The sequence below is a fragment of the Streptomyces sp. NPDC057694 genome, from assembly GCF_042799415.1.
Taxonomy (GTDB): Bacteria; Actinomycetota; Actinomycetes; order Streptomycetales; family Streptomycetaceae; genus Streptomyces.
The window spans coordinates 295,280-308,861 of the sequence record NZ_JBHVIX010000006.1; the positions used below are offsets into that span (position 1 = coordinate 295,280).

Here is a 13,582-nt window from a genome sequence, read left to right on the forward strand (position 1 = left end):
CCTCGCCGAAGCAGTACCAACCCGGAGCATCGATCCGCCGTGACGGCTCCGCCGGGCAGGGCCGGTTCCGCTGATCGGACGCACTCCGGGCCCCGGCCGTCCGGATTCAGTCCGCGTCCCCCGCGGGCAGTTCGAGCCGCAGCACGAAGCCGCCCTCCGGCGTCGGCCCCGACGTCACGCTCCCGCCCAGGAGTTCGGCGCGCTGGCCCAGGCCGATGAGGCCGTGGTGGGCGCCGGGCAGGCGCAGGGCCGGGCGGGTGGGGGTGGTGTTCGTGACGGTGACGCGCAGCCGCGGGCCGCGGCGCTGGATGCGGACGGTGGCGGCGGCGCCGGGCGCGTGTTTGCGTACGTTGGTGAGGGCTTCCTGGACCGTGCGGTAGACGGCGCGCTGGAGTCTCGGGGGCAGCTCGCCGGAGAGGTTGGTCACCACTTCCGTCTCGATTCCGCTGGCCCCGATCAGCTGATGGAGATCGGCGAGGGAGGGCTGCGGGGTGAGTTCGGTGGGGCGGCTGCCGGAGGCGCGCAGCACCCCGATCATGTGCCGCAGCTCGTCCAGGGTCTGCACGCTGAGCCGCCGGATCGTGGCCCCCGCGGCCCGGGCGTCGGAGTCCCGGCTGCTCACCTGGAGCGCCCCTGCCTGCACGGCGATCAGGCTGACCTGGTGCGAGACGACGTCGTGCATCTCCCGGGCGAGCTGGGCGCGCTCCTTCGCCAGCACCGCCTGAGTGGTGAGCAGTTGCTGGTGCTCACGGGCCTCGGTGATCTCGGCGAGGCGGAGCGAGAGCTCCCGGTGGGCCTGGACGAGCTGGCCCAGGAAGACCGGGGCGGCCGCCGTGGCCAGGGTGTACGTGATGTTGACGAGGACATGGGGCCGGCCGAGATCGCCGGTCTCCAGGGACGACCACGGCCACGGCATGAAGTCGCAGACCGTGAACGTGAGGGCGCAGCCCACCAGCAGGCTGCGGTGCCGGGAGAGCGAGGAGAGCGTGTAGAGCGCGGCCAGGGTGGCGAAGACCGCGTCGGTGAGCAGGGCCGTGGGCAGGGTCAGCGCGAAGGCGAGGAGGGGCTGGTACCGGCGCAGGGTGAGCGCGGCGACTCCGAGGAGCGCGGCGGCGACGGCGCCCCGGTCCCCTTGGTCGACATTGGCCCATACGTCCGCCAGGGCGACGGCCACGAGCGCCGCGTCGGAGGGCTTCACCGCTCGTCCCGGCCCCGGTCGCGGCAGAGGACGCCCGCACGCTCGGCGAGCAGCGCCGCCTGCACCCGGCTGCCGACCTCCAGCTTCTCCAGCAGGGCGCTGACGTGCCCTTTGACCGTGCCGACGCTCAGGTGCAGCCGGTCACCGATGTCCGCGTTCGCGAGCCCGTCGGCCATGAGGACCAGGACGTCCCGCTCGCGCTCGGTCAGCCGTCCGACGAGCAGGGCGGCGCCCGGCTCGCGCCCGCCCTGGCCCAGGAACCCCTTCACCACCGTGCGCGTCACCCGCGAGGACAGCACGGTCCCGCCCTCGGCCAGCGTCCGGATCAGGTACGGCAGTTGCTCCGGATCCGTGTCCTTGAGGAGGAAGCCGGCGGCGCCCGAGCGCAGCGCGGCGTCGATGTACTCGTCGGCGTCGAACGTGGTGAGCATGGCCACCACCGGAGGGCTCTCCAGTCGGCGCAGCTCGGCCAGCACGGTGAGCCCGTCCACGTCGGGCATCCGGATGTCCAGGAGGACGACATCCGGATCAAGCTCCCGCACCGATGGCAGGGCTTGCCCGCCGGAGACCGCCGCCACCACCTCGACGCCGTCGGTCGCGTCGAGGATGTGCGTGAAGCCCGTACGGACGAGTGCCTCGTCGTCGACCACCAGAACCCGGATCATGCGCGCTCCACTCGCCACCGGCCGTCATCCGATGCGTACCACGCGCGCGGGCGGCCGTCTGCGGTGTCCGTGGATACGCGGGCGGGTGGACCGCAGAAATCCGGCCGGTCGGCGGGCGGGTCCCCGTCGACCGGCCGGAGAGGCTTCGGCCGGTCGACGGGTGGGGCCGGGCGGGCCGAGCGCCCAACCCTGGGAGCCATGACAGATGAAAGCTCTCCGGTCTTGCCGCTCGCGGCGCTGCGCGAGGCGGCGGCGGTCCCCTCTCCTCTCTCCTCCGCCGCCGCCTCTCCCTCTCCGTCGGCCTCACCCCCGACGCCGACTCCGGACACGACATCGGTCCCGGCCGCGAAACCGGTGCGGGCCTCGGCCCAGCCGGGCCGCCTGATCGGTGTCGATCTGGCCCGTGGCCTCGCTGTCTTCGGCATGTTCGCCGTCCACATCGGTCCCGAGCCCTCGGTGGGCGGGCCCATGGGCTTCCTGATGGAGGCGGCGCGCGGCCGTCCGGCCAACCTGTTCGGCGTACTCGCCGGGTTCTCGCTGGTCATCATCATGGGCAGGCCCCGCCCGCACACGGGGCGGGCCGGCCGGCGGGCGGCGGTGCGGATCGTGATCCGCTCCGTGGCGCTCATCGCCCTCGGCTACGCCCTGACGGCGCTGGACACCGACATCGACGTGATCCTCAGTGCCTACGGACTGCTCTTCCTGATGGTCCTGCCGCTGTACCGGTTGCGGGCCGCGACACTTGCGCTCCTCGCCGCCGCCGGAGCACTGCTCCTGCCGCAGATCCTCTACGCGGTACGGGTGGCCCTCGACGAGGGATCGTGGGGAGACACGCTCATCTCCTGGGACCCGCTGGCCCGGCTCACCGGCACGGACGGCTTCGTGGAACTGCTGTTCACCGGCGAGTACCCGGTCCTGACCTGGGCGCCGTTCCTGCTCGCGGGCATGGCGGTCGCCCGCCTGGACCTGAACCGCCCGGGGATCCGTGCCCGGCTCGCCATGGTCGGCACCGGCCTCGCGGTCGCGGGCTACGGCCTGTCGTGGCTGGCCCTGCACCTCGTCCCCGGCGCGCTGAACATGATCGCCTCGGCCACGGACGGCGGTTCGGCGTCCTCGGCGTGGTGGTCCGACACGGTCGGCGAGCCCTACAACGCGGCGAGCACCCCGCTCGCCTGGCTGCTGGTGGCCGTCCCGCACAGCCAGACCACGTTCTCCATCGTCGGCAACACCGGTGTCGCGCTCGTGGTCCTGGCCGGCTGCCTGTACATCGCCGACCGTATGCCGCGCCTCACCCGGGCCACCGCGCCGATCGCGGCGGTCGGCAGCATGGCGCTGACCGTCTACACCCTGCACGTCGTCGCGCTCTGGCTGCTGACCGAGGTCTGGTACGTGCCCGCGGCCGACAGCGACACGATGGCGGCGCTCCCGACGCTGCTCGCCTTCATCGCGGGCGCGGCGCTGCTCGCCGTCCTGTGGTCCGCCCGCTTCCGGCGCGGCCCGCTGGAATACCTGCTGCACACCGCCACGCTCCCGGCGCGCCGCGTCCGGTGACCCCGCTAGGGCCTGTCTTCAAACTCCCCTCTGCCTCGCGACGCCTGGCACGCACTCTCGCCGCACCGGGCACAAGGCCAAGTACGTCCAGTACGAGGCCTTGCACCCGGCGCACCGAGAGCACGCACCAGACGCCGCGAGGCCGCCCTCCGGGCGACGAGGGGAGTTTGAAGACACGCCCTAGGGCCGGACCGGCCGGCCCGGACACACGTGTCCGCTGTCAGCGGCCGCACGCGGCGGCGCTGACAGCGGACACGCGAGCTACGGTGTTTAGCCGTTCACGCAGGCGTTGCCGAACGCCGGGTTGAGCAGGCCGATCACGTCGATCGAGTTGCCGCAGGCGTTGATCGGAACGTCGATCGGAACCTGGACGACGTTCCCGGACAGGACGCCCGGGCTGTTCGCGGCGAACCCGGCGGCGGTGGCCCCGTCGGGACCGTCCTGCGCGGAGGCGACGGCAGCGGAGCCCAGAACAGCGGTACCGGCGAGGACCGCGGCGGCTGCGAATGCGCGAAGACGCATCGTTTCTCCCTAAAAGGTTGAGGGAATATGACTCGCCAATCACACCGCCGCCGGGCGCGCGGAACAGCGAATTGAGCCGTAGGCGGGCGTGTCCCGCCGGCGCTCAGTGCCCCCGGTGCGCCGCCGGATCCACCCGCACCCAGCCGCGCGAGGGCCGGGCCGGCCGGGAGGGCGCGGCCCCTGGCACCGTCCTCCCGTGGGCCTGCCACAGGCGCACCACGGTCTCGTAGATCGGAGTGTCCGACGGATGATCCGACATGGTTGTCGGATCGTTTCTCTTCATCTCCATGGCCTGCTCAACGAAGTGCGGCGGCCGGAAGAACGGACCGTTATCCCGGTGCAATCAAAGTGGCCGACATCCGCCAATGACGGACATCGGCGTCGGTCGTTCGGTCAGTCCTTCTGAAGGAACCGGGCGAGATGCGGGCCGAGCCGGCGCTTCAGTGAGCGCAGCGCACCGCTCCCGTCGACCGCCCTGTTCACCTGGTAGTACAGCCGGGGCGGGACGTGCGGCAGCAGCGGGGAGTGGCGCTGCCCGAGCAGGGCGAACATCTGGGCCGGGGGCAGACCGACGTAGCGCGGCAGGTTCTCGTACCAGGCGGCGCTGTGCCGGGCCGCGCTCTGCACCGGCAGCAGCGCGTGCCGCCGGGTCCGCTCGTAGCCGCCGAGGGCGGAGGCGAGCGGGGCGTCGCCGTGCAGGGCCCGCGCCAGTGCCATCGCGTCCTGCATCGCCAGGGTGGTCCCCGCGCCGATGGAGTAGTGCGTGGTGTGGGCGGCGTCGCCCAGCAGGACCAGATTGCCGCGGGACCAGGTCCGGTTGGTGACCGTGCCGAACCGCTGCCACTGCGCGGGGCCGTCCACATCGGTCCGGCCGATCAGGGGGTGCCCGCGCAGCGGTTCGGCGAAGAGGCCGCCGAGCAGCTTCAGGGCGACGTCCCGTTCCAGCGTGTCGAGGCCGAGGCCCTCCCAGGTGGCGGGCGAGCACTCGACGATGAAGGTGCTGTGCTCGCCGTCGAAGCCGTACGCGTAGGCCCAGATCCAGCCGTGGTCGCTCTCCACGAAGGCGAAGGTGAAGGACCGGAACACCTGGGTCGTGCCGAGCCAGACGAACCGGTTGTGCCCCGGCACGACCCGGGTGCCGAAGTGCTCGGCGTGCGCGTCGCGCAGCACGCTGCGGGCGCCGTCACCGGCCACGATCAGATCGCCGTCGAGGTCGGGGTCCCCGGGCGCGACCGTCCGGTCGAAGGACACCTCGACGCCCAGCGAGGACGCCCGGTCGCCCAGGATCTCGAGGAGGCGGCGGCGCCCGATCGCGAAACCCGTGTCGCCGTGGTGGACCGTGGTCCGGCCGCCGATGTGCGCCACGCCGTCGGTCCACCGCACCGAGTGCTCCTCGATGGCGCGCGCGGACACCGGGTCGTGCTCGGTGAGGGTGGCGAGCATGTCCGGCCAGTAGGTGACGCCCCAGCCGTACGTCGCCCCGGCGGGGTTGCGTTCGTGGACGGTGACCTCGCGGCGCCGGTCCTGCAGTTTCAACAGGATGGACAAGTACAGCGACGCGGGCCCTCCACCGGCGCAGACAACCTTCATACGTCCTCCTCCACTGCGGGCGACTACGGGGGATACCCGGGAAACGACGCGGCGCCCGTCTGGTTCCTGATGCACAGTGGGACGGGGGCGACGGAAAGGCGTACCCAAGGATGTTCCTCACTCGGTGTGCGGCCCTGCTCGCGGCAGCGGCCCTCGCCTGGCTTCCCGTGTCCGCCGCGGCGGACCCCCAGAACGACCAGGACCCGCCGGCGCTGCTGACGGCGGCTCAGTGCCGGGCGCAGGGCGGCGCTCCCGCCTTCCGCGTCTTCGGCGGCGGCGACGCCTACCGGTGCGTCAAGCACGCCGAGGGAGCCGGTCCCACCGCCGGCGGCACGGACACGGGGTTCGCCTATGTCCGTCGCCCGCGCTTCGACCTGGACTATCTGGCGCCCGCCGAATGCCAGGCCGGCGGTGGTGTCCTGCGCTGGGAGGACGACGGCGACGCGGGCGGCGGGGCGCAGATGTGCCGGGGCGGCGTGTACGACAAGAAGACGGTGGCTCCCGCCTTCTGAGGTGCGCAGGCCGCCGAATTCCTGCCCTTTTCAGGATGTATCCGCGTAAAAGCCGTTACTGCTCATGGGGCGCGGCCGTTGAGCACGCCGACGGCTGCGACCACGCGGCCGCACTGCCAAGCAGAAGGAGAACGTGATGTCTCGCATCGCGAAGGCAGCCGCTGTCGCACTCGGCACGGGTGCCGTGGTGATCAGCGGCGCCGGTCTGGCCATGGCCGACGCGGGCGCCCAGGGCGCTGCCACCAACTCGCCCGGCGTCCTGTCGGGCAACCTGGTCCAGGTCCCCGTCCACGTTCCGGTCAACGCCTGCGGCAACACCGTGGACGTCATCGGCCTGCTGAACCCGGCGTTCGGCAACACCTGCGTGAACAGCGACGGCGGCGACGCCGGCTACGGCGGCTGATTCACCGCAGCGTACGCGGACTGACGAGGGCCCCCGGCACACGGTGCCGGGGGCCCTCGTGCGCGTACCCGAGGTGAGGCGTCGTCAGCGGGCCCTACACGTACCGGTACAGGCTCTTGTGTTCGAGCATGTCGCGGATCGGTGTGCCCCAGGGCCGCATGGTGTCCTTGGCGGCCAGGACCCGGTTGCGCTGCGCGTCGCCGAGCCCGGGGCGCTCGGCGGGCAGATAGGGCGCCGCGTCGGGGTTGCGCTGCCGCCACCGCGACCAGCACAGGTCGACGAAGGCGTGGTGCAGCCAGAACACCGGATCGTTCACCGAACCGGCGCCCAGCATGTGCCCGCTCACCCAGCGGTGCACCCGGTTGTGGTTGTACCAGGTGCGGTCGCCGAGACGGCTGGGCCATCCCTCGAACGCGTTGCGGAACCCGCTGGAGGACGTCGAGTTCCACGGTGACGCGTCGTACGCGGACTCCCGCATCGCCGACGCCAGCTCGGCGCTGCTCGGCAGCTCGACCGGGGCCTGCGGCCGGCCGAAGTCCCGCATCAGGAAGTCCCCGTCGGTCACGGCCACCGTGACGGTCCAGTGGCCGTGCCCGCGCGCGAACGGCCCGGTCGTCACCCGCCGGTCGCCGCCGCTGCCGTTGCCGCCCAGGAAGTCCTCGCTCCACAGCGACGCGGCCGACGTACGGTCCGCCGTCCAGTCCCAGTACGGGACGGTGACCCCCGAGTCCACCTTCTGCAGGGCCCTTTCGAACTCCAGCAGGAACTTGCGGTGCCAGGGGAAGAACGACGGGGCCATGTGCGCGACGCGCAGACCGCCGTCACCGTCCCCCTGGTAGAACTCGATGTGGGTCTTCACGAACTCGTCGTAGCGGCCGCTCTTCTTGACCGCCAGCACGGCGTCGACGAAGCGCCGCTTCTGCGCCTTGGTGAGCGTGTTCTGGTTCTGCCGGGTGTGCACCATCGGTCCTCACACCTCCCCGACGTGGGGGCGGAGTTGCTGGCCGCCGAGCTCGGCCACGGCCCCTCTCGCCGCGGCGAGAGGGGTGGCGTACGAGTCGTAGTGGTCGACCATGCTCAGGTACGAGCCGTCGGCCCGGCGCATCAGGTGCAGCGGCCGGCCGTCCACCATGACCTGCCAGGCGCCCGCGGTCCGGCTCCCCGTGATCCGCCGCCCCCGGTACATCTCGTCGAACACCTCGGCCGCCCCGGCCCCCGCGGCCCCCGCGGCCTGTGGGGCGGACGGCTGCGGACGGGGACGCATCCGCAGGACGGCGGCGGTGGCGGAGAGCGCGCCCAGAAGGACCAGGCCCGCGCTGCGCCGGGTGAGCAGTGCTCTCCCGGTCGTCGTCCGGCCCGTGGCCAAGGGAAGTTGGGGTTTCACGACCATGTCCTCCTGGAGTTCCGGGGGCCGGGGGACCGGCCCCTCTCGGTTCAGCCCATCGCCAGGTCCGCCCCCGGCTCGGCCTGGACGTCGGGGGCGCCGAGCGCGGCCTGCGGGGCCGACACCTGCGGCAGCCCGAGGCGCTCGGGCCGGGGACCGCTCAGCGGCGGGTTCACGGAGGCGCCCGGCGTCAGGGTGTGCACGGGGGACCCCTCGGTGCTCAGCCCGATCCGGTCGGTCCGCTCGGCGGGCAGAAGCTGAGGCACCGTCATACCGGCCTCGGTGGCGGGCAGATCGGTGCTCACCGGCAGCCGCGGCAGCGTGTGCTGCGGCAGTACGTGGTCCTGGGAGTAGCTCGGTCCCTCGGGAGCCCCCGGGATCGGGACGGGAGCCTCGGTGCGCAGCTCCGGCAGGTCCGTGTGCAGCGCGCTCTCCACGCCGCCGAGGGGTACCTCGATGGGCACGTTCGCCGACGCGAACGCGGGCGTGGCGCCGGTTGCGGCGGCGAGGCAGCCGGCCAACACAGCGATCGTTCCTCGTACGTTGATGCTCATTTGGGATGCTGTCTCTTTCCATTCGGGATTGATGACGCATCAGGGACAACGAACCTTCTTGCGTATCAGTGCAGAATTCCCTCAGGGGGACTAATCCGCAGATAGTGCACCTCCCGAACCGCCGATCTGCAGGACAATCAATCTGTCGGCGCGGCGGAAAAGATCGAGGTCTTCCAAAGTGAAAATTCTGCTGATCGATGAATGCGCCTTGGGCATCAAGGCGTTGGAGGCGGCGCTCGTCCCGCTGGACGTCCCGACCGCCAGTGCCTCTTCCAACGACGCGGCGCTCAAGTCGCTGATACGGGGCGGCGTGGGCCTGGTCGTCCTGGCGATGGGGCGGCCCGGGGCGGACCGGCTCGAAGTCGTCCGGTACATGCGGCGGATCGGCCCCATGCGCTGCATCCCGGTCATCACGGTGTCCGACCGCCGGTATCTGCCCGGGTTCGTGGTCGAGGCGGCCCAGTTGGAGGTCGCGGACGTGCTGACGACGCCGCTGGACCCGCAGGCGCTGCGGTTCAAGGCCCGCTACCTCCTCACGGTCCACGGACGCTGCGCGACCGATCACCCGTCCTGTCCCTGAGGGCCGTCAACTGGCCGCGAGCAGGGGCGATTACATGGAGTCACGATCTGTGACGCTCGGCGCGACAAGGGCGGGTCGCGGCATTAGCGTCGCTTGTGTCCCGAAAGAACACAGATTGGACTTCCCTCATGAAGCAGATCGTCCGGCGGACCTCCGTGGCCGCCCTGATCGCTGCCGCCGCCCTCGTGCCCCTCTCGGGTGCCGCTCAGGCGGCCACGTCCGAGGCGCCCGCCCGGTCGGTGGCCGCCGCCCACCCGTGCGACGACCACTGGGGCTGCCACGACCACTGGCACCACCACGGTCTCGACCTGGGTCTGGGCCTCGGTCTGGGTCTCGGCTGACCGAGTCACAGGGAAGCAGTGCGCCGCGGTGCGGCGGGGCAGGCCGTCGATCGGCCCGCCACCGCCGCACCGCGGACGCGTGTGTACGGCCTCAGTTGCGGATGCGCCGGATGGGCAGGATGCAGTGGGCGGCCGCCGTCAGGGTCTCCTCGGCGCCCGCGAACTTCTCCAGTTCGCCCTCGGCGACCGGCTGTCCGGGGGGAGCGGTCGGCCAGGGGCGGGTGGTGAAGACGAAGTACGCGCTGCCCCGGGCCTCGGCGGCCTCCAGCCACTCGGGGGGCACCTGGCACTGGGCGTTCAGCATCGGCATCGTGACGACGGCCTGGCCCGCCTCGACGAGCAGCGAGACCGGGAAACTCGGATGCCGGGAACCGTCGTGGACCGTGGTGCCCACGGTCAGCCCGTTGTTGAGCAGAAGCGCCCGCACGGCCGCCTCCGAACCTTCGGGGCCCGCCGGGGAATCCCCCATGGAGTAGGCGAGGAGGAAGGGCATGTCGTCTTCCTCACCGACGTGTTCCCCACTCCAGGCGATGACAGCGAGTGTCCCCAGATCCGCTGCCCGAAACGTGGTGTCAATACTCGACGTTGAAGTCACCGAGGAAGCCTAGCGAGACAAAGACCGCCGCTTGCCGCGCTGTCACTCCATTGGTGGAACGCGGTGCACTCGAATTGATGTCGGAGAACGCCGAAGGCTGGTTCGGGAACAGGTGAGTTCCGAACCAGCCTTCGATACGTGGCTCGACGTGCGCGGGGAAGACGCTGCGTCGTGACGTCGTCTCAGTTGTTGGCGGCCGTGTTGCCGAAGGCCGGGTTGAGCGCGCCGATCACGTTGGCGGTGTTGCCGGAGACGTTGACCGGGACGTGGACCGGGAGCTGGCCGAGGTTGCCCGAGGCGACACCGGGGGACCCGATCGCGGCACCCTCGGCACCGGCGTCGGCGAAGGCGGCACCGGAAGCGGCACCCGCCGCGAGGCCGGCGGTGGCGAGGACGATGGCGGCCTTCTTGGCAGTGTTCATTTCACGAACCTTCCTTCGGGGGGTTTCCGGGATCGTATGGGCGCGCTCCGTGCGAAAAGCCGCAAAGACACACCCTCGTGGACCCTTCGCCCGTTCGGATCAACGGACGGGGGGTGCTCAGTTGCCGAGCGGGAGACCGCCGAGCAGGTCGCCGGGGGCCGCGGCGCCACCCGGGTTCAGCTGGTCCGCGGCGCCCGTGACGGTGTCCACGGCGCCGCCCTTCGGGTCGAGCAGGTTGCTGCTCACCGGCTGGGCGTCGAGCGTCGGCTGGCTGGCGATGGTGTCCAGGGCGCCGTTCAGGCTCATCGGGGTGAGGTCCGAGGCAAAGGCGGGGGCGGCGGCACCGGCGATGACCATGGAACCGGCGATAACGGCAGCGGCCTTCAAAGACTTCATTGTTTACCCTTTCTTCGATGACTTCTTCGCCATCGGCGTGGAATATTCACCGCAGGGCATTCTGAATGCGCGGTGTCCGGCTTCTGCTTGCTCAACGATCGTCTTCGCCGACGGAAACTCCGGTGTGCGCCTGTTCATTGATCCCCACTCGAAAGAACGGTTCAGCGCCGTAAATATGAAGGTACGTGCGCATGCCAAAAACCCCGCCGGGGCAGGTCGTGTGACCTGCCCCGGCGGGTTCTGTGGACCGGGGTTACGGGAGGGCGGGCGCCTGCGGGAGGGCGGCCGGCGCCTGGGGGAGGGCCGGGGCCGCCGGGACGGCCGGCGTCTGCGGCAGGGACGGCGTCTGGGGGAGCGAGGGGGTGCTCGCGGCCGGCAGCGTCGGCAGCGCGGGCAGGCCCGGCAGGTCGGGGGCCGGGAGCGCGCCGCTCAGCAGCGTGGCGGCGAGGAAGTTGACCAGGCCGGTCACGACGGCGGGCGCCTGCGTGGCGATGGCGGTGACATCACCGGCCGTCGCCGACTTCACCAGGGCGTCGACCGCGGACTGCAGTGCGGTCAGGGCGTCGCCCTTCACGTCGAGCGGTGCTTTCGAATCGTCGGGGACGGCCTTCTCGGGAACCTTCGGCACCGGAGCCGCGGCGGCCTGTGTCTTCGCGGTGTCGATGGCGGACTTGATCGCGTCGGCGTGCTTCTGGGCCTCGTCCGCGGGCAGCTTGCCGTCCTTCGTCTTGAGGACGGCGTCGAGCAGGCCGGTGACCGGGGTCAGGACGCCACCGGTGTCCTGAAGGGTCTTGACCTGGTTCAGCAGGGCGGCGGCGTCGGGAACGGCGGCGGATGACACAACCGTGCGGCTGGCGCGCTCATCGTGGGAGTCCGTGGCGAACACGGGGGCCGCCGCACCGATCAGGAGGGACGCGCAGAGAGCGGAGGTCGCGAGGCGCCGTACGGGCAGAGCAGGCATGTCTTTTTCCTTTGCGAGGGCGTGTTGGTGCTTGAGATCACCGTGGGATGACCCGCGACAGCCCGCAACCGAGTGACTGCCCTGCGTGATCACCACTGCCCTGCGTCCATGCCGTTCTTCCTGGTGGGGCGCCTGCGGCCAGCTGTTCGACCCTGCGTCCGAATGGGGCAGGGAACGAAGCAGCCGCCCCTGGGAAAGGGGCGGCTGAGGAAGAGTCAGGCTCCGCGGGTCAGCTGTTGACGCAGCTGTTGCCGAAGGCCGGGTTCAGCAGACCGATCACGTTGACGGTGTTCCCGCAGACGTTGACCGGCACGTGCACGGGCACCTGCACGACGTTGCCCGACACGACGCCGGGGGAGTTGGTGGCGGCACCCTGCGCGCCGCTGTCGGCGGCGGCGATGCCGGCGGATCCGGCCACGGCGGCGGCGGCCATGGCGGAGAAGACGACTGCCTTCGCGGTACGCGACATGAACATGCTCCTTGGTTCCATACGGCCGGGACAGGTGCCCGGCTCGTGGTGCAACGGGCGACGCGCCAAGGAGTTTCGGCTCCGAACGGGTGAATACCGATTGGTTCGTTGAAGTGGCTCGCGGAGTGTCGACACCGGGGGACCGGGAATTTCACAACTCCAACACACATCGTGTATGAAGTGAAACTCACTTTCTGGCCGCTATTGTGGGCCGCTCCCTGAGCAAAGGGTCTGGCCCCCGTAGGGCGGTTGGATAAGTGTGACTTTCTTATTTCCTGGGTGCTGTAGACGTCTGCTCATTCCTGAAAGGGACGCCGGCCGTGCGTAATTCGAAAGGTTGTTTCCTGCGTCGGGTGACAGTGGGTCTGCTGTCGCTCGCGGCGCTGCCCTCGCTGTGCCAGACGACGGCGACGGCCACCCCCACGACGGACAAGCCCGCGGCGGAGAAGCCCGCCATCCCGTTCACCAGCCGCTACGACGCGGTGCTGCACGGCGGCTTCGTGCGCGCGGCGAACTCCGCCATCACGTGCCGGGGCGCGGCGTCGGCCAAGAAGGTCGGCTGCTCCGCGGCGCGGGCGGGCGCGACGGCGGCCAACGGCGACTTCGACATGTTCTACACGGACGTCGACCGCGATCCGAACACCTACAACTCGACCCGCGCGGAGGTCCGCGTCCCCGAGGGCGCGCGCGTCACCTACGCGCGCCTGTACTGGGGCGGCAACCTCCGCGTCGGGGAACAGAAGCCCGCGCGCGACAACGGACGCGTCCTCTTCGCGGAGCCCGGCGGCGAGTACAAGCAGGTGCTCGCCGACACCGTGGTCGGCCACCGCGTCGCCAACGGCGCGGACGCCTACCAGGCCTCGGCGGACGTCACCGATCTGGTGCGCTCCAGCGGGGCCGGGCTCTACACCGTGGCGCAGCTGAACGTCGCCATGGGGCGTACCGCCGCGGGCGCCTGGGGCGGGTGGACGCTCGTGGCCGCGTACGAGAAGCCGTCCGAGCCGCTGCGCCATCTGTTCCTGCGGGACGGCTTCGACACCTTCACGCGGCAGCACTCCGCCGAGAAGCTGCACGTCAAGACCGCGTTCGCCAAGGGGGCGCGCGGCTACGCGGGCCTGGTCGCCTACAACGGCGACCGCGGCCGGACCGGTGACTCCCTGACCGTCTCGGCGGGCCGGGGCGTTCCGGTGGCGCTGTCCGACCGGGCCAACCCGGCGCACGACGTCCTCAACTCGACCATCAGCCAGCCGGGGACCCAGCCGGAGCGTGTCCCCGCGCACGACAACACCCTCGGCTACGACTCCGACGTGTTCCCGCTCGACCGGGCCGTGGCCCGCGGCGGCGAGGCGCTGGACTTCCGTCTGGCGTCGACCGGGGATCCGGCCTGGGTCGGGGTGCTCTTCGGCGCCGTCGACGCCGACTCCTAGGCCGGGCACGAC

At 71.2% G+C, this 13,582-nt stretch carries 18 protein-coding genes; 6 read left to right on the top strand and 12 right to left on the bottom strand.

The genetic code is table 11. The features are described 5' to 3' along the window. Window positions 1-106 precede the first annotated feature (106 nt). The gene (locus tag ACFVDP_RS17605; protein WP_383490256.1) at window positions 107-1,198 is read right to left on the bottom strand and encodes a sensor histidine kinase; all 1,092 of its coding nucleotides are present in this window, start codon (window positions 1,196-1,198) and stop codon (window positions 107-109) included. Continuing rightward, window positions 1,195-1,863, bottom strand: a complete 669-nt coding sequence (locus tag ACFVDP_RS17610) for a response regulator (RefSeq protein WP_383490260.1) — start codon at window positions 1,861-1,863, stop codon at window positions 1,195-1,197. The genes ACFVDP_RS17605 and ACFVDP_RS17610 overlap by 4 nt, the downstream gene beginning before the upstream one ends. Before the next feature lie 198 nt (window positions 1,864-2,061). Here ACFVDP_RS17610 and ACFVDP_RS17615 point away from each other — a divergent pair, with 198 nt between their 5' ends. Further along, window positions 2,062-3,414, top strand: coding sequence for a DUF418 domain-containing protein (locus ACFVDP_RS17615; protein ID WP_383490263.1), 1,353 nt, complete (start codon window positions 2,062-2,064; stop codon window positions 3,412-3,414). Between the two features lie 270 nt (window positions 3,415-3,684). Here ACFVDP_RS17615 and ACFVDP_RS17620 read toward each other — a convergent pair whose 3' ends face one another. Together ACFVDP_RS17620 and ACFVDP_RS17625 are read right to left on the bottom strand one after the other, a co-directional pair. Then, entirely contained in the window at window positions 3,685-3,936 is a 252-nt protein-coding gene (locus ACFVDP_RS17620; protein ID WP_383490266.1) for a chaplin, read from the bottom strand. 393 nt (window positions 3,937-4,329) lie between these two features. After that, window positions 4,330-5,526, bottom strand: coding sequence for an FAD-dependent monooxygenase (locus tag ACFVDP_RS17625; RefSeq protein ID WP_383490269.1), 1,197 nt, complete (start codon window positions 5,524-5,526; stop codon window positions 4,330-4,332). A 110-nt stretch (window positions 5,527-5,636) separates the two neighbouring features. Here ACFVDP_RS17625 and ACFVDP_RS17630 point away from each other — a divergent pair, with 110 nt between their 5' ends. Continuing rightward, a complete protein-coding gene (locus ACFVDP_RS17630; protein WP_383490272.1) occupies window positions 5,637-6,038 on the top strand; it encodes a hypothetical protein in 402 nt (133 codons plus the stop codon). Window positions 6,039-6,174: 136 nt separating this feature from the next. Continuing rightward, entirely contained in the window at window positions 6,175-6,441 is a 267-nt protein-coding gene (locus ACFVDP_RS17635; RefSeq protein WP_383490274.1) for a chaplin, read from the top strand. A 94-nt stretch (window positions 6,442-6,535) separates the two neighbouring features. On the opposite strand, the gene ACFVDP_RS17640 is transcribed toward ACFVDP_RS17635, so the two are convergent. From ACFVDP_RS17640 to ACFVDP_RS17650, 3 genes are read right to left on the bottom strand one after another with little or no spacing between them, the layout of a single operon-like run. Further along, window positions 6,536-7,405: a tyrosinase family protein gene (locus ACFVDP_RS17640; RefSeq protein ID WP_383490277.1), complete on the bottom strand. Its 870-nt coding sequence runs from the start codon at window positions 7,403-7,405 to the stop codon at window positions 6,536-6,538. 6 nt (window positions 7,406-7,411) lie between these two features. Continuing rightward, a complete protein-coding gene (locus tag ACFVDP_RS17645; protein WP_383490280.1) occupies window positions 7,412-7,831 on the bottom strand; it encodes a tyrosinase cofactor in 420 nt (139 codons plus the stop codon). A 44-nt stretch (window positions 7,832-7,875) separates the two neighbouring features. Further along, window positions 7,876-8,379 (bottom strand): hypothetical protein, encoded by a 504-nt coding sequence (locus tag ACFVDP_RS17650; RefSeq protein WP_383490283.1) that lies wholly within the window; start codon window positions 8,377-8,379, stop codon window positions 7,876-7,878. 178 nt (window positions 8,380-8,557) lie between these two features. On the opposite strand from ACFVDP_RS17650, the gene ACFVDP_RS17655 reads away from it, so the two are divergent. Both ACFVDP_RS17655 and ACFVDP_RS17660 read left to right on the top strand, forming a co-directional pair. Further along, window positions 8,558-8,959 (top strand): two-component system response regulator, encoded by a 402-nt coding sequence (locus tag ACFVDP_RS17655; protein ID WP_383490285.1) that lies wholly within the window; start codon window positions 8,558-8,560, stop codon window positions 8,957-8,959. Between the two features lie 128 nt (window positions 8,960-9,087). Further along, window positions 9,088-9,300: a hypothetical protein gene (locus ACFVDP_RS17660; RefSeq protein WP_383490288.1), complete on the top strand. Its 213-nt coding sequence runs from the start codon at window positions 9,088-9,090 to the stop codon at window positions 9,298-9,300. Between the two features lie 91 nt (window positions 9,301-9,391). Here the strand turns inward: ACFVDP_RS17660 and ACFVDP_RS17665 are convergent, their stop codons facing one another. The 5 genes from ACFVDP_RS17665 to ACFVDP_RS17685 all read right to left on the bottom strand — a co-directional run bounded on the left by ACFVDP_RS17665 (window position 9,392) and on the right by ACFVDP_RS17685 (window position 12,143). Next, window positions 9,392-9,895 carry a DUF5949 family protein gene (locus ACFVDP_RS17665; RefSeq protein ID WP_383490291.1) on the bottom strand — a complete coding sequence of 168 codons (504 nt, stop codon included), beginning with the start codon at window positions 9,893-9,895 and terminating at the stop codon, window positions 9,392-9,394. Window positions 9,896-10,077: 182 nt separating this feature from the next. Next, window positions 10,078-10,317 (bottom strand): chaplin, encoded by a 240-nt coding sequence (locus ACFVDP_RS17670; RefSeq protein ID WP_383490294.1) that lies wholly within the window; start codon window positions 10,315-10,317, stop codon window positions 10,078-10,080. 117 nt (window positions 10,318-10,434) lie between these two features. Next, window positions 10,435-10,713, bottom strand: a complete 279-nt coding sequence (locus tag ACFVDP_RS17675; RefSeq protein WP_383490297.1) for a hypothetical protein — start codon at window positions 10,711-10,713, stop codon at window positions 10,435-10,437. Between the two features lie 253 nt (window positions 10,714-10,966). After that, window positions 10,967-11,674 carry a hypothetical protein gene (locus ACFVDP_RS17680; protein ID WP_383490300.1) on the bottom strand — a complete coding sequence of 236 codons (708 nt, stop codon included), beginning with the start codon at window positions 11,672-11,674 and terminating at the stop codon, window positions 10,967-10,969. A 229-nt stretch (window positions 11,675-11,903) separates the two neighbouring features. Continuing rightward, on the bottom strand, window positions 11,904-12,143 hold the full coding sequence (locus ACFVDP_RS17685) for a chaplin (RefSeq protein WP_383490302.1): 240 nt from the start codon (window positions 12,141-12,143) through the stop codon (window positions 11,904-11,906). Between the two features lie 353 nt (window positions 12,144-12,496). Between ACFVDP_RS17685 and ACFVDP_RS17690 the strand changes: the two genes are divergently transcribed. Beyond that, a complete protein-coding gene (locus ACFVDP_RS17690; RefSeq protein WP_383490305.1) occupies window positions 12,497-13,570 on the top strand; it encodes a DUF3344 domain-containing protein in 1,074 nt (357 codons plus the stop codon). Window positions 13,571-13,582: the final 12 nt, after the last annotated feature.